The sequence below is a fragment of the Micromonospora sp. NPDC049900 genome, from assembly GCF_044461025.1.
Lineage (GTDB): Bacteria > Actinomycetota > Actinomycetes > Mycobacteriales > Micromonosporaceae > Micromonospora.
Genome location: NZ_JBITKM010000001.1, coordinates 179,052 through 197,294 on the forward strand (window position 1 = coordinate 179,052; position 18,243 = coordinate 197,294).

General features: G+C 72.9%; 18 protein-coding genes and 1 pseudogene. 13 read left to right on the forward strand and 6 right to left on the reverse strand.

Annotation, left to right across the window (positions count from 1 at the left end; genetic code table 11):
* The first annotated feature begins 168 nt into the window (after positions 1–168).
* Genes ACIBMZ_RS00805 through ACIBMZ_RS00820 form a run of 4 tightly spaced genes read left to right on the forward strand, consistent with a single transcriptional unit; the run spans position 169 to position 3,762 of the window.
* Entirely contained in the window at positions 169–1,338 is a 1,170-nt protein-coding gene (locus tag ACIBMZ_RS00805) for an acyl-CoA dehydrogenase family protein (RefSeq protein WP_396689836.1), read from the forward strand.
* 34 nt (positions 1,339–1,372) lie between these two features.
* The gene (locus ACIBMZ_RS00810) at positions 1,373–2,422 is read left to right on the forward strand and encodes a type III polyketide synthase (protein ID WP_396689838.1); all 1,050 of its coding nucleotides are present in this window, start codon (positions 1,373–1,375) and stop codon (positions 2,420–2,422) included.
* Between the two features lie 26 nt (positions 2,423–2,448).
* Positions 2,449–3,051 (forward strand): hypothetical protein, encoded by a 603-nt coding sequence (locus ACIBMZ_RS00815; protein ID WP_396689839.1) that lies wholly within the window; start codon positions 2,449–2,451, stop codon positions 3,049–3,051.
* 27 nt (positions 3,052–3,078) lie between these two features.
* Positions 3,079–3,762 (forward strand): hypothetical protein, encoded by a 684-nt coding sequence (locus ACIBMZ_RS00820; RefSeq protein ID WP_396689841.1) that lies wholly within the window; start codon positions 3,079–3,081, stop codon positions 3,760–3,762.
* Between the two features lie 88 nt (positions 3,763–3,850).
* On the opposite strand, the gene ACIBMZ_RS00825 is transcribed toward ACIBMZ_RS00820, so the two are convergent.
* The gene (locus ACIBMZ_RS00825) at positions 3,851–4,528 is read right to left on the reverse strand and encodes a hypothetical protein (RefSeq protein WP_396689842.1); all 678 of its coding nucleotides are present in this window, start codon (positions 4,526–4,528) and stop codon (positions 3,851–3,853) included.
* Between the two features lie 394 nt (positions 4,529–4,922).
* Between ACIBMZ_RS00825 and ACIBMZ_RS00830 the strand changes: the two genes are divergently transcribed.
* The 4 genes and pseudogenes from ACIBMZ_RS00830 to ACIBMZ_RS00845 all read left to right on the forward strand — a co-directional run.
* Positions 4,923–5,408, forward strand: coding sequence for a CarD family transcriptional regulator (locus tag ACIBMZ_RS00830; protein WP_007073334.1), 486 nt, complete (start codon positions 4,923–4,925; stop codon positions 5,406–5,408).
* Between the two features lie 56 nt (positions 5,409–5,464).
* Positions 5,465–6,160, forward strand: a complete 696-nt coding sequence (gene ispD, locus ACIBMZ_RS00835) for a 2-C-methyl-D-erythritol 4-phosphate cytidylyltransferase (protein ID WP_396689845.1) — start codon at positions 5,465–5,467, stop codon at positions 6,158–6,160.
* 16 nt (positions 6,161–6,176) lie between these two features.
* Positions 6,177–6,656, forward strand: coding sequence for a 2-C-methyl-D-erythritol 2,4-cyclodiphosphate synthase (gene ispF, locus ACIBMZ_RS00840; protein ID WP_396689847.1), 480 nt, complete (start codon positions 6,177–6,179; stop codon positions 6,654–6,656).
* Positions 6,657–6,665: 9 nt separating this feature from the next.
* Positions 6,666–7,340, forward strand: a pseudogene (locus ACIBMZ_RS00845) (tetratricopeptide repeat protein); the annotation flags it as partial.
* Positions 7,341–8,219: 879 nt separating this feature from the next.
* Here the strand turns inward: ACIBMZ_RS00845 and ACIBMZ_RS00850 are convergent.
* Entirely contained in the window at positions 8,220–9,386 is a 1,167-nt protein-coding gene (locus ACIBMZ_RS00850; protein ID WP_396689849.1) for a homogentisate 1,2-dioxygenase, read from the reverse strand.
* Between the two features lie 79 nt (positions 9,387–9,465).
* Between ACIBMZ_RS00850 and ACIBMZ_RS00855 the strand changes: the two genes are divergently transcribed.
* From ACIBMZ_RS00855 to ACIBMZ_RS00870, 4 genes are all read left to right on the forward strand, one after another.
* Complete coding sequence (locus ACIBMZ_RS00855) at positions 9,466–10,326, forward strand: hypothetical protein (RefSeq protein ID WP_396689851.1); 861 nt, start codon at positions 9,466–9,468, stop codon at positions 10,324–10,326.
* A 31-nt stretch (positions 10,327–10,357) separates the two neighbouring features.
* The gene (gene fahA / locus ACIBMZ_RS00860; RefSeq protein ID WP_396689853.1) at positions 10,358–11,554 is read left to right on the forward strand and encodes a fumarylacetoacetase; all 1,197 of its coding nucleotides are present in this window, start codon (positions 10,358–10,360) and stop codon (positions 11,552–11,554) included.
* A gap of 171 nt (positions 11,555–11,725) precedes the next feature.
* Positions 11,726–11,935, forward strand: a complete 210-nt coding sequence (locus tag ACIBMZ_RS00865) for a DUF397 domain-containing protein (protein WP_131054730.1) — start codon at positions 11,726–11,728, stop codon at positions 11,933–11,935.
* A gap of 160 nt (positions 11,936–12,095) precedes the next feature.
* Positions 12,096–13,346, forward strand: a complete 1,251-nt coding sequence (locus tag ACIBMZ_RS00870; RefSeq protein WP_396689855.1) for a PQQ-binding-like beta-propeller repeat protein — start codon at positions 12,096–12,098, stop codon at positions 13,344–13,346.
* A 114-nt stretch (positions 13,347–13,460) separates the two neighbouring features.
* Here the strand turns inward: ACIBMZ_RS00870 and hisC are convergent, their stop codons facing one another.
* From hisC to hppD, 4 genes are read right to left on the reverse strand one after another with little or no spacing between them, the layout of a single operon-like run.
* On the reverse strand, positions 13,461–14,561 hold the full coding sequence (gene hisC / locus ACIBMZ_RS00875) for a histidinol-phosphate transaminase (RefSeq protein ID WP_396689856.1): 1,101 nt from the start codon (positions 14,559–14,561) through the stop codon (positions 13,461–13,463).
* Positions 14,558–15,541, reverse strand: coding sequence for an RDD family protein (locus ACIBMZ_RS00880; protein ID WP_396689858.1), 984 nt, complete (start codon positions 15,539–15,541; stop codon positions 14,558–14,560). The genes hisC and ACIBMZ_RS00880 overlap by 4 nt, the downstream gene beginning before the upstream one ends.
* A gap of 22 nt (positions 15,542–15,563) precedes the next feature.
* Entirely contained in the window at positions 15,564–16,346 is a 783-nt protein-coding gene (locus tag ACIBMZ_RS00885) for an RDD family protein (protein ID WP_396689860.1), read from the reverse strand.
* An 11-nt stretch (positions 16,347–16,357) separates the two neighbouring features.
* A complete protein-coding gene (gene hppD, locus ACIBMZ_RS00890; RefSeq protein ID WP_396689862.1) occupies positions 16,358–17,563 on the reverse strand; it encodes a 4-hydroxyphenylpyruvate dioxygenase in 1,206 nt (401 codons plus the stop codon).
* A gap of 142 nt (positions 17,564–17,705) precedes the next feature.
* Between hppD and ACIBMZ_RS00895 the strand changes: the two genes are divergently transcribed.
* A complete protein-coding gene (locus ACIBMZ_RS00895; RefSeq protein ID WP_396689863.1) occupies positions 17,706–18,191 on the forward strand; it encodes an Lrp/AsnC family transcriptional regulator in 486 nt (161 codons plus the stop codon).
* Positions 18,192–18,243: the final 52 nt, after the last annotated feature.

Genomic DNA, 18,243 nt, shown 5'->3' on the forward strand with positions numbered 1-18,243 from the left:
GTGCCGGCATGAGCGGGCGCCAGCGAGCGAGTCATCGGCTCAGTGTGTGGGTGTCTCGTGGCGGTACGCAGCGCAGCGGAGTGCCGGCATGAGCGGGCGCCAGCGAGCGAGTCATCGGCTCAGTGTGTGGGTGTCTCGTGGCGGTACGCAGCGCAGCGGAGTGCCGGCATGAGCGTGCGGTCGGTGTTGGACGCCGCGCGGCGGCTGGCGCCCCGGCTGGCGGCCCGGGCGGCCGGGCACGACCGGGACGGGTCGTTCCCGGTGGACGACTTCGCCGATCTCGGTGCGGCCGGGCTGTTCGGGCTGATGGTCCCCGCCGAGCTGGGCGGCGCCGGGGCGACGTTCGCCGGGTACGCGGCCGTCGCCACCGAGCTGGCCCGGGGCAACGGTGCCACGGCTCTGGTGTTCAACATGCACGCCTCGGTCACCGGCGCCCTGGGTGCGGTCACCGAGGAACTGGCCGAGGCGTTGGGCGTACCGGACGAGGCGCTCGCCGCCCGCGACCGGTTGCTGCGGGCGGCGGCCGAGGGGGCGTGGTACGCGGTCGCGATGAGCGAGCGCGGCGCCGGTGCCCGGTTGTCCCAGCTCGCCACCGTCTACGAGCCGGTCGACGGCGGATGGCGGATCAAGGGCAGCAAGACCTTCTGCTCGGGCGCCGGCCACGCCGACGGCTACCTGGTGGCGGCCCGCAGCGCGGCCGACCCGTCGGTGGTCTCGCAGTTCCTGGTGCCGGCCGGTGCGGGGCTGACCGTCGAGCCGACCTGGGACGCGCTCGGCATGCGCGCGACCTCCTCGCACGACCTGCACCTGGACGTCACCGTGCCGGCCGATCGGCTGCTCGGCGGGGTCGAGGGCCTGGCCCTGGTGGTCGCCCAGCTCATGCCGCACTGGCTGGTGGCCAGCTACGCCGCCGTCTACGTCGGGGTGGCACAGGCGTCGATCGACGCGGCGGCGGAACACCTGAACGCCCGAGGTCTGACGCACCTGCCGGCGGTCCGCGCCCGGTTGGGGCGGGCCGACGCCGCGGTGGCGGCGGCGCGGCTCACGGTCGCCGAGGCGGCCCGCCGGGTGGACGAGGCACCGGGCGACGCCGAGACGAACCGTTGGGTGTGGCGGGCCAAGCTGCTGGCCGGTACGACCGCGGCGGAGGTGGCCGCGTCCATGCTGGAGGCGGCCGGCACGTCCGCCACCCGGCGCGGCCACCCGTTGGAGCGCCTCTACCGGGACGCCCGTTGCGGGTCGCTGCACCCGGCCACCTCCGACGTCTGCGCCGACTGGTTGGGCATCGCCGCGCTCGGCGGTGACCCGGACCGTGACGGGTCGGCTCCTCGTTGGTGAGCGTGGGGAGCCCGAGCGAGCGGAAGGTGGGACGGTGACCGTACCGGTGATCGCGGGTGTGGGTACGGCTCATCCGCCCTCGGCCGACCAGCAGGAACTCTGGGAGCGGTTCTTCTCCCGGCACTACTCCGGCAGTACTCGTGCGCTCGCCGAACGGATCTTCGCGAACTCGGGGGTGACCCGCCGGCAGGCGGCGGTGAGTCCGCTGATCGAGGACGTCTCGGACTGGCCGACCGAGCGGCGGATGCGCCGCTACCAGGTGGAGGCGTTGCCGCTGGGCAAGGAGGCGGTCGGTCGTGCGCTGACCTCGGCCGGGCTGGACGCCGGGGACGTCGGTCTCTTCGTGGTCTGCTCCTGCACCGGGTACGCCACCCCGGGGCTGGACATCCTGCTCGCTCGTGACCTGGGCATGTCCTCGACGACGCAGCGGATGTTCGTCGGCCACATGGGCTGTTACGCGGCCCTGCCGGGGCTGGGCGCGGCGAGTGACTTCGTGGTCTCCCGGGGACGCCCGGCGTTGCTGCTCTGCGCCGAGTTGACCAGCCTGCACCTGCAACCCTCGTCGGCCCGGGTGGACACCCAGCAGATCGTCTCCCACGCGCTCTTCTCGGACGCCGCGGTCGCCGCCGTGATCATGCCCGGCGGCCGGGGGTACGCGGTACGCGAGGTCACCTCGGTCACCGACACCTCCACGGCCGACCACATGACGTGGGACGTGACCGACACCGGATTCCGGATGGGGCTCTCGCCGAAGGTGCCGCAGGTGCTGTCGACCCACGTACGCGGGCTGGTGGAGGGCCTGCTGGCCCGGCACGGCGCCACGGTGTCCGGGGTGGACGGCTGGGCGGTGCACCCGGGCGGGCCGCGCATCCTGAACGTGGTGGAGCGCGAACTGGAGCTGCCGCCGACCGGGTTGGCGGCGTCCCGGGCGACGCTGGACGAGCACGGCAACTGCTCGTCCCCGACGGTGCTGCTGATCCTCGACCGTCTGCTGCGGGCCGCGCCGTCGCCTCGCCGGGTGCTGATGCTCGCGTTCGGACCCGGGCTGACCCTCTACGCGGTCCTGCTGGAACGGCACGTCTGATCGCGCGGGCGGCTACCCTGGAACTCATGCACGTCGATCCGGTTCATCGGCTGCGCGGCGCTCTGCTCGCCGGGATCGGTGCGGTCGCGCTGGCGCTCGGAGGCTGGTGGTGGCAGGCGCAGGCACCGACACCGGCCCCGGCGCCGATCGGTCCCGGCGACGGCCCGTGGTCGGCGACGACGTGGCGGATGGAGCCCGGCATCAGGACCAGCGTCGTACTCGACGGACGAAGCGGTGCCGTCGTCTCGGCGCATCCCGGCGGCGGGTACGGGCCGCCCGGCGGCACGGCGGACGCGTCGTCCAGTGCCGACCATCGGAGCCCAGGGCGGGCGGAGGTCCGCAATGTGGTCTGGACCGAGTCGACGAAGCTCAGCGAGGGCGCGTCGGTGGTCCGACGGGCCCCGATCGGGTACGGCGAGTCGTTCCGGCTCCGCTTCCGGTGCATCGGGCCGGGAGACCTGTTGGTGACGGTCGACGGAGCGCGGGCGGCGGACCCGATCACGATCGGCTGCGACGGTGCGGCGGCCACGACGGAGGTGACCGGCACCGGCGGCCCGGTACGCATCTCGTTCTCCACCGCAGGTGCGGAGCCGCTGCAACTGGAGGCCCGCCTGATCGCGCCGTCCTGAGCCGCTCGGGCAACTACTCTTCTCGGCATGCGTGACGATCCCGTCCATCGGCTCCGAGGCGCCCTGCTCGCCGGTGTGGCGGTGGTGGCGCTCGCTGCCGGTGGCGGTTGGTGGCAGGCGACCGCACCGGCCGGGCCGACATCCAGCAGCGTCCCCCAGGCGAGCGGCTGGCAGGTGGATCCGCTCACCGGTGGCTGGACCCGGCAGTATCGCGGTACCGACTCGCCCCGACCAGAGGCGACGGCGACATTCCGGGTGGATGCGGCGACCGGCGCGTCGTTCTGGGTGGATCCGGCCACCGGTTCCTCGCTCGTGTTCGAAACACGCGACGGCAGGAGACGCGTGCTGGCCGGGGCGGGTTCGGGTGACGTCAGCGTTCCGGAGACCGGAGAGCCGGGCCGGCGGCGGGCCGGCGGCGGCAACGTGGTGTGGATCGACCGATCGACGTTGCGGGCGGGCGAGCCCGTGGTCCGCAGGGCTCGGGTCGCCGACGGCGACCAGTTGACGTTGCTCGTCAACTGCACCGGTTCGGGCGAGGTCAGCGTCGCCGTCGACGGTGCCCGGGGTGCGTTCTACCCACACCGGGTCGAGTGCACGGGGGCGCTGTCGACGATCGGGATCACCGGTGCCGGTGGGCCGCTGCGGGTCACGTTCTATCCCGGCGAGGCGGCGCAGGCCCAACTGGTGGCCCGCCTGATCGCTCAGTCCTGAGATCGGTCAGACCGGCCAGGCCGGGTGTCGCGGCGGTGGCCGGGTCGGGCCCGGCCACCGGCTCACCGTCCAGCTCCGCGAGGCGCGGTCAGCCCGCCAGGCGGGCGAGTTCGGCCTGGTAGTCGGCGAGAGAGCCGACCTCGGGCACGACCAGGACGATCCGGCCGGTGCGGTCGGCGAGCAGGGCGGTCACGGTGTCCGGGCGGGCCGGCAGGTGCAGGAAGTCGCGGAGGCCACCGGCCGGATCGGCCAGCGCGCGGACCTCGGTGCCGGCCGGTGCGGCCCGAGGACGGGCGGCGGCGACGGTGACCACGCTCACTCCGGCCGGTGCCGCCGTCGCTGCCTCGGCGACCCGCTCCGGGCAGGCGCACCCGTCGACCAGCAGCACCACGGTCGGCACCAGGCCGCGCAGCGGCACCGGGGACTGCCCACCGTCGACCAGGTCCAGGGCGGGCAACGGTCGTCCGGTGAGGCGGATCGGTGCCGGGTCGGGAGTGCCGGTGGTCGGCCCGGGGGAGCGGCCGGCGCGGGGCCAGGTGCCAGCGGCCAGGCCGGCGACCGTCGCCACGACCGCGAGCAGCAGCGCGAGCACCGGCAACGCGGACGAACGCCACCGCCGGGCTCGTCCGGCGGTGGGGCCGTGCAGCTCACGGCGTACCTGCTCGGCCTCGTTCGCGAGGGCGGCGGCGTCGTCGGGGACGACCACCCGGCCCCACTCGGGCGGCAGGTCGGGTAACCCGGGACCGTCGGCGTCGGCCTTGCCCATCACCACCCCCTCAGGGCGACCGGCGGTGGGACCGCCCTGTCGCCGGTCGGTCCCGACCCTCGCGGATGCGGGTACGCGGGCACCCCTCCAGCGTCCCGTACCAGGCCCGGGTCGCGCTACCGCTGCCCACACTCCGCAACGGCGGGATATCATGGGGCGGGTGGCGTAGGCCCTGACGTGCAATGCCAATCGTGATCTTCGATGGCTCTCGCCGGACGATGTCCGGGGGTCATCTTCTGATTACGCAGCGTGGTCGAATCATTGTTTGGGTGGTCTGTCAAGCCGAAGAAATACCTCTCACAGGGCCCCTGAGCTGCGCCAACGGTCAGGACAGCGGTGAGACATCGGTGCCTGAGCGTGTTACCCTAGACACAGCGAAAGGGGTTTCGAACCTATGGTTTTCAGTGTCGGCGAGACCGTTGTTTACCCCCACCACGGGGCCGCACTCATCGAGGCAATCGAGACTCGGGTCATCAAGGGCGAGCCCAAGCAGTACCTCGTCCTGAGGGTCGCGCAGGGTGACCTGACGGTCCGGGTGCCCGCTGAGAACGCCGAGATCGTGGGTGTGCGCGAGGTGGTCGGCGAAGAGGGTCTCGGCAAGGTCTTCGACGTTCTCCGGGCTCCGCACACCGAGGAGCCGACCAACTGGTCGCGGCGTTACAAGGCAAATCTGGAGAAGCTGGCCTCCGGCAACCCGCTGAAGGTGGCCGAGGTCGTGCGTGACCTGTGGCGCCGGGAGCGGGAGCGTGGGCTGTCCGCAGGTGAGAAGCGGATGCTCGCCAAGGCTCGCGACATTCTCGTCGGCGAGGTCGCGCTGGCCGAGAAGAGCACCAAGGACGAGGCGGAGACGCTGCTCGACAAGGTGCTGACCGAGGCCTAGTCCGCACAGCATCGTCGTACCCACTTCGTAGCGAAGAAACCATCGAGGACCGCGACGTGACCGCGCAGCTTAATCCGCGCGGTGACGTCGCGGTCCTCGTGCCTGCGGCCGGTGCCGGCGTACGCCTGGGGCCGGGCCGTCCGAAGGCGCTACGGCTGCTGGCCGGCGAGCCGCTGCTGGTGCACGCGGTCCGCCGGCTCGCCGCCGCTCCGTCGGTGCGCACCATCGTGGTGGCCGCACCGGTCGCCGACGTCCCGGCGGTGCGCGACCTGCTCGCCCCGGTCGCGCCGGTGACGGTGGTGCCGGGCGGGGCGGAACGGCAGGCGTCGGTGGCCGCCGCCCTGGCCGCCGTGCCGGAGGGCCCCGAGATCGTCCTGGTGCACGACGCGGCCCGCGCGTTGACCCCGTCGACCCTGGTGGAGTCGGTGGCCGCTGCGGTCCGGGACGGCCACGACGCGGTGATCCCCGTGCTGCCCGTGGTCGACACGATCAAGGAGGTCGACGCCGGTGAGGTGGTGCTCGGCACCGTCGACCGGGCCGCGTTGCGGGCCGTGCAGACCCCGCAGGGCTTCCGCCGGGCGGTGCTGACCGCCGCGCACGCCGCTGCCGGTGACCCGCTCACCGACGACGCCGGGCTGGTCGAGAAGCAGGGGGTACCGGTGTACTGCGTACCCGGATCGGACCACGCTCTGAAGATCACCCGGCCGTTCGACCTGGCGCTGGCCGAGCACCTGCTCTCCGCCGGGCTCTGACGCGTACCCTCGTTTCATGATCGTTCCTCGGGTGGCCATCGGCACCGACGTGCACGCCTTCGAGGCCGGTCGGCCCTGCTGGGTCGCCGGCCTGCACTGGCCCGACCAGGACGGCCTGGCCGGACACTCGGACGCGGACGTCGCCGCCCACGCCGCCTGCAACGCGCTGCTCTCCGCCGCCGGTCTGGGCGATCTGGGTGCCAACTTCGGCGTGGACCAGCCCGAGTGGGCGGGTGCCAGCGGGGTGGCTCTGCTCGCCGAGTCGGCCCGTCGGGTCCGGGCTGCCGGCTTCGTCGTCGGCAACGTGTCGGTCCAGGTCGTGGGCGTACGCCCGAAGATCGGCCCACGGCGCGCGGAGGCCGAGCAGGTGCTCTCCGAGGCGGTCGGCGCACCGGTCACCGTCTCCGCCGCCACCACCGACGGCCTGGGCTTCACCGGGCGCGGCGAGGGGCTCGCCGGGATCGCGGTCGCCCTGGTCCACGAGCAGGCGAGCTAGGCTCGCGCGATGTCCGCCGACGTCCCCACCGATCCGCCCACCGCCGACGGCTACCTTGAGCGCGCCACCCTCCTCGCCGAGCTGGGCCGCTACGACGAGGCCGCCGCCGAGCTGGGCTTCGCCCTCGCCCTCGATCCGGCCGCCGTCGAGGCGTCGACGATGCTGGCCCGGGTGCACCTGGCCGCGGACCGCCCGGCCGAGGCGCTCACCGCCGCCGAGACGGCCGTCGCGGCGGCGCCGGGGCAGGTCGCCCCACTGGTCGTGCGGGGGCTGGCCCTGGGCGACCTGGAACGGTACGGCGAGGCTGCCCGTACCGCCGACGAGATCCTGGCGCTGGGGCCGGAGGACGCGTACGCGCAGCGCAGCGGGGCGGCGATCCTGGCCGGATCCCGTAACGGGCAGCCGGCGCTGAACGCGGCCTGGCACGGGGTGGAGCTGGCACCCGAGGAGCCGCAGGCGCACCTGGTGCTCGGTCTGGTCGCGGCCAACATGCAGATGTACGACCTGGCCGAGCGTGCCTATCGGGAGGCGCTGCGGCTGGACCCACGCCTGGCCGAGGTGAGCGGGGACGTCGGCGTGCTGCGGTTGGAGCAGCGCCGGTGGAGTGCCACGCTGGAACAGCTCGCGGAGGCGGCGGTGGCGAGCCTGCCGCCCGATTCGGGCCGCCGGGACGGGTCACGGACCGACCCGAACCGGCCGGACGCCGTCCCGGACGACCTGAGCGGTCTCGACCAGTTCCGGGACGACACCTCGGACGGGCGGAAACCGGGTCCGGGTGGGTCGGGCGGCCCGACGGCTGGCCAGAGCGGTCCGAGCTGGCCCAGCGGCGGCCCAAGTTGGCCCAGCGGCGGTCCGAGCTGGCCCACGGCGGGCCAGAGCGGGACGAGTCGGCCGGAGAACCCGACCGGGCCCGGGACGGGCCAGCCGGAGGGGCAGAGCGGCCCCGGTCGGCCGTTGGGCGGTCAGAGCGGCACGAACCAGGGCGGATCGGACCAGGCCAGCGCGGACCAGGGCGGCGCGGACCAGGCGGGGGCAAGCGCCGGGCGGTCGGCCGACGGGCGGGACGAGCCGCCGGCCTGGCCCGCCGAGAGCGGACCGGCCGAGGCGTACCGGGCTGACCCCTTCGCCGCACCGGGGGGCAGCGCGGGGCCGGTCGGTCCGGTCGCCGACCGTACCGTGCCGGCGGCGTTGCGGCAGCTTGTCGTCTGGGGCGCCGGCTGGTCGGTGATCGCCGCCGTGATGGTCGCCTGTTCGGCCGCCACCGGGCCCGGCTTCTCCCGTCTGATGGCGGTGCTGGCCGCGGCCGGCGGCGGCTTCGTGGTGTGGCGGCAGGCGTCGCGGCTGCCCGGGCTGACCCGGACCGTGCTGCCGGTGCTGCGGCGCACCGACCGGACGCTCGCGTTCGCCGTCTACGGTGCCTGCGTGGCACCCGTGTTCATCCTGCTCTACGCCCTGCTGGGCACCCCGTGGCCGCTGGTGCTGGCGATCGGGGTGGCGATGGCCGCGCAACTCGCGATCGTCACCCGACCGGTCGCCTGACCGGCTGGGGTACGGCGGCCCGGGTCAGGGGCGGCGGGCCCAGGTCCAGGCGTACGCGTCGTCCTCGCACTCGTTCGCCGCGTCGCACAGGTCGAGTGGCCGGAAGGTGTCGACCATGACCGCCAGCTCGTCGAAGAAGTCCACCCCGATCGAGCGCTCCGCCGCGCCGGGCTGCGGTCCGTGCGTGAAGCCGGACGGGTGCAGCGAGATGGACCCCTGCTCGATGCCGGAGCCGCGCCGGGCCTCGTAGTTGCCGCCGGTGTAGAAGAGCATCTCGTCGGAGTCGACGTTGTGGTGGTGGTACGGCACCGGGATGGCGCCCGGGTGGTAGTCGACCTTGCGCGGGACGAACGAGCAGATCACGAAGTTCGGCCCCTGGAAGGTCTGGTGCACCGGTGGCGGCTGGTGGACGCGGCCGGTGATCGGCTCGAAGTCGTGGATGGAGAAGGCCCACGGGTACATGTGCCCGTCCCACCCGACCACGTCGAACGGGTGGTTGGCGAAGACGTGTCGCGTCCAGCCCCGGCGGTGGCGGACCAGCACGTCCACGTCGGTGCCGTCGACCAGCAGCGGCGTGTCCGGGCCCCGGACGTCGCGCTCGCAGTACGGCGAGTGCTCCAGGAACTGCCCGCGTACGGAGAGGTAGCGCTTGGGCGGGCCGATGTGACCGGACGCCTCGACGGCGAGCAGCCGGGTCGGCGTGTCACCGGTGGGCACCAGACGGTGCACCGTGGAGGTCGGGATGATCACGTAGTCGCCGGCGGTCACGTCCAGCACCCCGAAGGTCGACTCGACCCGCAGCGCCCCGGACTCGACGTAGAGGCAGTGGTCGCCGGTGGCGTCCCGGAACAGCGGGGAGGGCCGTTCGGCCAGCACGTACGCGATCCGGACGTCGTCGTTGGCGAGCAGGTAGTGCCGTCCGAGGACCGGGTCGGTCCCGGTGCCGTCGAGCTTGTGGGTCCGCAGGTGCCGGGGCTTGAGCGGCAGGTTGGGCACCCGGGTCACCACCGGTGGGGTGAACTCCTCGGCGGCGACGATCGCGGTCGGCGCGTACCGGTGGTAGAGCAGGGAGGAGTCGGAGGAGAAGCCCTCCTGGCCCATCAGTTCCTCGGTGTAGAGGCTGCCGTCGGGCTGCCGGAACTGGGTGTGACGCTTGCGTGGCACCTCGCCGACGCTGCGGTAGTACGGCATCTCGCCTCCCGGTCACCAGCGCGTCCGATAATCGGACGCTGTTGTCCGCTTCTTAGAGCGTCCCGTACATTCTTGTCTCGTGTCAACGCAGCTTCCCGCGCTCGTCACCGGACTCGTCGACGACGCCGCCGTCTTCCCGCCGGGCAGCGCGTCGCTGCGCGACGCCCTCGCCGCCCACCGGCAGCACCGCGCCGCCTGGTACGCCGACCTCGTCGGCCCGCTGCTGCTGCCGGCCTCCACCGTGACCGCGGGCGAGCTGGACGGCCTGGTCGATCCCGGGCTCGCCATCGGGTTGATCGGCGACACCGGTCTGGACCGCCTGCCCTTCGCGCTGTCGTTCCTGCCGCCGCTCGGCGTGACCGCCCGGCAGGTCGAGGCACCGGTCGCCCGGCGCGGTGAGGACCCGCAGCCCGGCCTGGCCGAGCTGGTGACGCTGACCGACCGGCTGGACGGCGTCCCCGTCTATGCGGAGATCCCGCTGACCTTCGGGCTGATGGGGGCGCTGGACGCGCTGGCCGAGGCGCGGTCCGGTGGGCTGCCGGTCGCCGCGAAGTTCCGCACCGGCGGGCTCGCCGCCGAGCTGTTCCCCACTCCCGCCGAGCTGGCGGCGGTGATCTGCGCCTGCCGGGACCGCGAGCTGCCGTTCAAGCTGACCGCCGGGCTGCACCACGCGGTGCGGCAGGTGGATCCGGAGACCGGCTTCACCCACCACGGCTTCGGCAACGTGCTGACCGCCACGCTGGCCGCCGCCGACGGAGCCGGGGTGGACGCCGTCGCCGAGCTGCTCTCCGTGCGCGACGAGCGCCCGCTGGTGCAGGGCACCGAGGGACGACGGGACTCGGCGCGTCCACTCTGGGTGGGCTTCGGCTCGTGCAGCATTACCGAACCACTGACCGACCTGATCCGGCTCGGGCTGGTGAACGGAGGATTCGAGGGATGAGCGAGTGGGCACTGTGGAACGGAGGGGCGGCGTGAGCTGGGTGACGGGTGCCGAGAGTTCCGGGTACGGGGTGCACCACCTGCCGTACGGGGTGTTCCGGGTGGGCTCCGGCGAGCCCCGGATCGGCGTACGCGTCGGGGACCTCGTGCTGGACCTTGCCGGCGCGGAGGAGGCCGGCCTGGTGCTGGCCGGTGGCGCGTTGCGGCAGCCCACGCTCAACGCGTTCCTGGCGCTGGGCCGCCCGCAGTGGACCGCCGCCCGCCAGCGGATCACCGAGCTGCTCACCGAGGAGACCCATCGCGCGACGGTGGAACCGCTGCTGGTTTCGCTGGCCGAGGTGACGATGGAACTGCCCTTCGAGGTGGCCGACTACGTCGACTTCTACTCCTCGGAGCACCACGCCTCGAACGTCGGACTGATCTTCCGGCCGGGCCAGCCGCCGCTGCTGCCGAACTGGAAGCACCTGCCGATCGGTTACCACGGCCGGGCTGGCACGGTGGTGGTCTCCGGTACCCCGGTGGTGCGCCCGCACGGCCAGCGCCCCGGCCCGCAGGGGCCGGTCTACGGCGCGTCCGCCCGCCTGGACATCGAGGCCGAGGTCGGGTTCGTGGTGGGCGTACCGAGCCCGCTCGGCCGACGGGTCGCCGCCGCCGACTTCGCCGACCACGTCTTCGGGGTGGTGCTGGTCAACGACTGGTCCGCCCGGGACATCCAGGCGTGGGAGTACCAGCCGCTCGGGCCCTTCCTCGGCAAGTCGTTCGCCACATCGGTGGCCGCGTGGATCACCCCGCTGGACGCGTTGCGACACGCCTTCGTGCCCGCTCCGGAACAGGACCCGCCGGTGGTCGACTACCTGCGCGAGGAGTCCCGCCTGGGGTTGGACCTGCGGCTGACCGTGCACTGGAACGGCGAGGCGGTCAGCGAGCCGCCGTTCGCCGGCATGTACTGGACGCCCGCCCAGCAACTGGCGCACCTGACCGTCAACGGCGCCTCGCTGCGTACCGGCGATCTGTACGCCTCCGGCACCGTCTCCGGTCCGCAGCGGGACCAGGTCGGCTCGTTCCTGGAACTCACCTGGGGCGGCACCGAGCCGGTCGTGGTGGGCGGAGCGGAGCGAACCTTCCTCGCCGACGGGGACACGGTGACCATCACCGCGACCGCTCCCGGACCGGACGGCAGCACCATCGAGTTGGGTGCGGTCACCGGCACGGTCACGCCCGCCAACTGACCCCAACTTGACACTATTCCTTGATCGCACTCGATGTGCGATCAAGGACCGTCACCGACTTCGTTGATGACCTCGGAATCGCGTCGCCACGAGGAGCCGGGCCGGCCGGTGCCCCCCGTTCCGGTCGGCCCGGCCCCGACTGGCGACACGTCACAAACCGAGGAGATGACGATGCACGAACTCGTGGGCGCGGTCTGGCGCACCAGCAGCCGCTCGAACGACCAGGGACTCTGTGTGGAGGTGGCCGACAACCTGGCCCGTGTCCACGGCGTGGTGGGCATACGCGACTCCAAGGACCAGGCCGGGCCGGTCCTGGTGGTCAGCCCGCCGGACTGGACCTCGTTCGTCGGCGCGATCCGGGCGGGGCACTTCACCCGCTGACGCCGTAGGCCGTGTTCCGCGAGCGCCGTACCGTTCTCGTGGGACACGGCCGTTCCCGTGCCGGGACGGCCCGGTGGCGGTGGGTGTGCCGCCCGTACCGCCGGGACCGTCCCCCGGCGCACTCAGCCCGGCTGGATAGGGTGCCGGTCGGAGGTGCGGGATGGCGTTGACGACGGGCCGGCGACGGATCGTGGCGGTGGTGTCCGTGGCGGTCATGGTCGCGGTCACCGCGATCACCGCGTACCGCGTACTCGCTCCGGCCGAGGTCAGCACGACCGCGCGGGGTGAGTACCCGGCCGCCGCCGTCCGGGAGGCCGGGGTGGTCGGCCGGTTGCCGGTGGCACCGTTGATCGTCGACGGGCGCCTCCGCGTGTACGCGGCACAGCGCCAGGTGTACGCCGACGGGCCGGTGGACGCCCGGCACCGGGGCACGCCGTACTGGTCGTACCGGCGCTGGCCCGCCGAGGTGAGCGGGGTCGTGGCGGCCGGGACCACGGTGGTGAGCCACTGGTCGGACGGGAAGCTGGTGGCGCTGGACGCGCGTACCGGACAGGTGGCCTGGCAGGTCGACGGCCCGGCGCCCGCCGATGGGTGGACCGCGCGCCGCACCGGCGCCGGTGCGGTCTGGAGCCCGGCGGGCCTGTTCCACACCGGGACCGGCGACCCGCCGACGCTCGTGGTGTCCGGGCCGGAGCGCCTCGCCGCCTTCGCGTTCGACGATGGCCGGGAACTCTGGTCCACGGAGGTGGACGGCGCATGCCGCACCGACGTCGGTACCACCTCGACCGGTCGGTTCGCCGCGGTGGACCGCTGTGCGGGCCCGGCGGTGGTCGAGTTCCGCGACGTGCGCAGCGGTGAGCTGGTGGACCGGTGGCAGCCGCCGGGTGTCACGGCCGAGTGGAGCGTCACCCCGGTCGGTTGCGTCACCGAGGGCGTCCGCTGCGGTGGTCTGCGTGTCACCGGTCCGAGCGACGACGGCGGACGCGGCTGGTTGCTGGCCGCCGACGGCCCGGTGGCCGTGCCCGCGCTCGATCCGTCCGACGCCGAGCTGACCGGCGAGTGGGTCGTCCGGGCGGCGGACGGCGTGGTCACCGGCGGGTCCGCCCGCGACGGCGAGGAGGTCTGGCGACGCACCGACCTCGGGACGGTCCGGATCGTGGCGGTCCAGGCCGACCGGGTGCACCTGGTCACCGAGACCAACGACCTGATCACCGTCGACCCGGCCACCGGTGCCGAACGGTCCCGTTTCGTGCTGAACGTGGGCGCCGACGGGGTCGGCTGGACGCCTGGCGCGGCGTACGCGAGCGGGGGCTATCTGGCGCTGGAGCGGCTCCGGCCGCCGCCCGCCCCGGACGCCGACGACCAGCGCTACTTCCTCACCTCGGAGCCGCTGGTGCTGGCGGCGACCTGAGTCGGCGGGCGCTAGCGAGTCTCGGGCAAATCGGACAAAAGTTACGTATGCTCTCGGTGGGCTTCCGGGCCGGTCCGCTGGGGGATGGCGGACCGGCCCGGCACCGCTCGTGGCTCAGCCCAGCGCGGACTCGGCGGCGGCCAGGAAGGCGTCGTTCTCCTCCGGAGTACCGATGGTCACGCGCACCCCGTCACCCGCGAACGGCCGGACGATCACGCCCCGCGACTCGCACGCCTTGCCGAACGCCACCGCCCGCTCGCCCAACGGCAACCAGACGAAGTTCGCCTGGCTGCTCGGCACGTCCGGGACGAACTTGCGCAGCGCCTCGGTGACCCGGTCCCGCTCGGCCACCACCAGCGCACACCGTCGCTGCACCTCGTCGGCCTGGGCCAACGCGGCCAGCGCGCCCGCCTGCGCCGCCATGCTCGTGGAGAACGGCGTGACGACCTTGCGTACCGCCGCCGCCACCTGCGGCTGCGCGACGAGGAAACCGATCCGCAGACCGGCCAGGCCCCATGCCTTGGACAGGGTGCGCAGCACCGCCACGTTTGGCCGGTCGGCGTAGGTCAACCCGTCCGGCACCTCCGGGTCCGTGACGAACTCCCGGTACGCCTCGTCGATGACCACCAGCACGTCGTCCGGTACCGCGTCCAGGAAACGGTCCAGCTCGGCCCGGCGGACCGCCGTACCGGTCGGGTTGTTCGGGTTGCAGACCAGGATCATCCGCGTCCGGTCGGTCACCGCCGTGGCCATCGCGGGCAGGTCGTGCCCGTGCCCGGCCGCGTTGGGCACCTGCACGCTGGTCGCGCCGCTGGTCGCCGCGATGATCGGGTACGCCTCGAAGGAGCGCCACGAGTAGACCAACTCGTCACCGGGCAGGCAGGTGGCCCGGACCAGGTGCTCGGCCAGCGCCACCGAGCCGCAGCCGGTCGCGATCCGGTCCGGGTTCACGCCGTACCGGTCGGCCAGCGCCTGACGCAGCGCGACGACACCCATGTCCGGGTAGCGGTGCGCACCGGCGACCGCCTCGGCGACCGCCTCCACCACCCCGGGGAGCGGGCCGTACGGCACCTCGTTGCTGGCCAGCTTGATGGCCTCGGGCAGACCCAGCTCGCGGGCCAGGTCGGCCGGGCTGCGTCCGGGTACGTAGTTGGGCAGTGCGTCCAGGTCGGCGCGGGTCAACCGGGGTGCCGGCTGTCGTCCGGTGTCGGTCATGGGGTGTCTCCCGATGTGTCGGCACGGTCGTCGGGGCTGCGGTCGTCAGGGGTGCGGGGAAGCTGGACCACCACGGTCTGCGCCCGCTTGTCGTGCAGGGCCTGCCGTAGCGGGTGGTCGAAGAGCGGCGAGAGTGAGTCGATCAACTGGAGCACCAGGCCGAGGCCGCAGCAGTACCAGAGCAGGGTGGGCAGGCCGAGCGTGTTCCAGCGGCGCAGGGCCCGGGCGAAGCCCAGTGGTGCGTCCGCCTCGACCGGCACCGCCTTGACCCGGAGCAGCCGCTTGCCGAAGGTCTGCCCGTTGGCCGCCATCGCCGGAACCTCGTACGCCAACCACAGCGCGGTGGCGAGCAGCAGGATCACCACCACCAGCGAACCGGCCTGGTCCCCGGCCGGGGGCAGTGGGTCGGTGGTGCGGTCCTGCGCCTCCACCCGCCGCCAGAACTCGTTGAGCGGCGTGGCGTACGCCTGCGCCAGCCAATAGACGAAGATCCCGTTGACGAACACGTTGAGCAGGAAGACGATGCCGAAGTCGATCAGTCGGGCGCCGAAGCGGGCACCGAACGAGGCCAGCGGCAGCCCGTGCGGCCGAGGTGGGGGTAGCTGACCGGGCCAGGTCGGATACGGCCAGCCCGGCGGCGGTCCCGAGCCGGGCGGCCAGCCCGGCTGCTGTCCGGGGTGGCCGCCGGGTTGTTCGGTGGTGCCGCCGAGTTGGCCTGGCTGTGCTCCGGGTGTGCCGCCGGGCTGGCCGGGCCAGGTGGTCTGCGGGCCCGGCTCGGTGGGTGTGCCGGTCGACGAGCCGGGCCCGGCGGCCGGGGTCGCCGGCGCGGGTTCGGGCGTCGGCTCGGGTTCCGGTGGGGGTGGGCCCTCGGGTGGGGTGGCGTCCACCGGGATGGGCGCGCCGATCCAACCCTCACCGTCCCAGTACCTGCGGGTCTCGGGGTCGGCGGGGTCGACGTACCAACCGGGTGCCACGCTCACGTCGCGGCCTCGCTGCGCTCGTTCACCTCGACACCTTAACGACGACGGTCCCGGCGAACTTGTCGTGGAGGCACTGCTGCCAGGGCTTGTCCCACAACTGCCAGAGCCCGTCGAGGTAGCTGCCGCCCGGCACCAGGGACCCGCCGACGAACTGCACGAGGTACCGCCTACCTGCCGCCCGGCGGTCCAGGGCGTGCGTCGGGTCGAGCATCACCACCCGCAGGTTCATCACCCGCTTGCCGACGCTCTGCCCGCCGTTCCGGATCAGATACTCCACGTGGTAGACCCAGTACAGCGCGAACATCGCCACGAAGAGACCAGCCTGGAGCAGCAGGAGTGGCAGCAGGAAGTTGGTGACGATGTTCCCCGGGTCCGGTTCGACCAGGGTGCCGTCCGGGTTCGTCCGGGTCAACGCGCTGAACATCCGGAACCAGACGTAGAGGAAGGCCGGCACGAAGAACACCAGCAGCACCGCACCGGCGACCAGCGAGTCGATCATGTACGCGGCCAGCCGGTCACCGAAGCCGGCCAGCGGCTGCCCGCCCGGTCCGAGTACCGGTGGCGCCACACCCGGCGTCCAGCCGGGCGGCGGCTGCGGTCCGGGCGGACCCGGCCAGCCCGCGCCCGGCTGCTGCGGTCCAGGCGGACCCGACCAGCCGGGCGGTGGCGGATAGCCGGGCGGCGAGTGGCCCGGCGGTGTGTACTGGGGCGGAATCGGTTGCGGCGGGCCGAGGGGCGGCGGTGCGCCGCCGGCCGGGGGCGTAGGCCCACCGGCCGGCGACGGGTGCGCGGGAGGCTGGGTCACGCTGGACAGTGTTACAGGTTGCCGCGCTTGTCCTGCTCCCGCTCGATCGCCTCGAAGAGCGCCTTGAAGTTGCCCTTGCCGAAACCGAGCGAGCCGTGCCGCTCGATCAGCTCGAAGAAGACGGTCGGGCGATCCTGCACCGGCTTGGTGAAGATCTGGAGCAGGTAGCCGTCCTCGTCCCGGTCGACCAGGATCTTGCGGGACTTCAGCTCCTCGATCGGCACCCGCACCTCGCCGATGCGGGCCCGCAGCTCCGGGTCGTCGTAGTACGAGTCCGGCGTCTCCAGGAAGTCCACGCCGGCGGCGCGCATCGCGTCGACGCTGGCCAGGATGTCGTTGGTGGCGACGGCGATGTGCTGGGCCCCCGGGCCCTGGTAGAACTCCAGGTACTCGTCGATCTGCGACTTCTTCCGGGCGATCGCCGGCTCGTTGAGCGGGAACTTCACCTTCCGGGTGCCGTTCGCGACGACCTTGCTCATCAGTGCCGAGTAGTCGGTGGCGATGTCGTCGCCGACGAACTCCGCCATGTTGGTGAAGCCCATCACCCGCCGGTAGAACTCGACCCACTCGTCCATCCGGCCCAGCTCCACGTTGCCGACCACGTGGTCGACCGCCTGGAAGAAGCGCTTCGGCTGCACCCCGGCGTCGATCATCGGCTGCCGGTCCACGATCGGCTTACGGGCGACGAACCCGGGCAGGAACGGGCCGGAGTACCGGGAACGGTCGACCAGGGTGTGCCGGGTGTCGCCGTAGGTGGCGATGGCGGCCAGCCGTACGCTGCCGTGCTCGTCGGTGACGTCGTGCGGCTCCGCGAGCCCGGTGGCGCCCTGCGCGGTGGCGTGCGCGTACGCGGCGTCCACGTCCGGCACCTCCAGCGCGATGTCCGAGACACCGTCACTGTGCCGGGCGACGTGCTCGGTGCCGGTGGCGTCCGGCCGTACCGCGCCGGTCAGCACGAACCGGGCCGAACCGCTGGTCAGCACATACTCGGCGTGGTCGCGGTAGCCCTGCTCCGGGCCCCGGTAGGCCACGCAGGTCATGCCGAACGCGGTGGAGTAGTAGTGCGCGGCCTGCTTGGCGTTGCCGACCAGGAAGCGCACGTGATCCATGCCCTTGACCGGGAACGGGTCCTTGCTGGTGTCGTGGTCGACAGCGCCGACGAGCGCGTCGACGTCGACCTCCTCGGTCGACTGGGGTCGGTCGATCGCCTGGGTCATGGTGGTGGCCTCCCTTGCGTACCGGCCGGCCTCGTGGGCCGACGGGGTCGTCTGCTGCTGCGAGCATCGCGGTGACCGGGCTCACTGGGCAACACACTCCGCCTACGCTGGTCAGGTTGCGCAAACGGTATGGTGTTTCCACATGAACCCTGGGCAGGTTGTACAGCTCGACGCGTTGGACGCCAGACTGATCGAGCTGCTCGCGGCGGAACCCCGGATCGGTGTGCTGGAGTGCTCCCGTCGACTCCAGGTCGCCCGGGGCACCGTCCAGGCCCGGATGGACAAGCTGGTCGGCCGGGGCGTGATCACCGGTTTCGGGCCGGACCTCGGGCCCGCCGCCCTCGGTTTCACGGTGACCAGCTTCGTCACGCTGGAGATCAGCCAGCGGCTCGGGCACGACCCGGTGACCCGTCACCTCGCGGCGATCCCCGAGGTGCTGGAGGCGCACACCATCACCGGCTCGGGTGACGTGCTCTGCCGCATCGTGGCCCGCTCGAACACCGACCTCCAGCGGGTCATCGACCAGATCGTGGCGTACGAGGGGATCACCCGCGCCTCGACGATCATCGCGCTCGCCGAGCAGATCCCGTACCGCGTCCTCCCGCTGGTCCGCTCCGCCGCTGTGTAAGGAGGGGACCCCTGCTAACGCCTGGTGTATAGGAAGGGACCCTTCCTTGCAT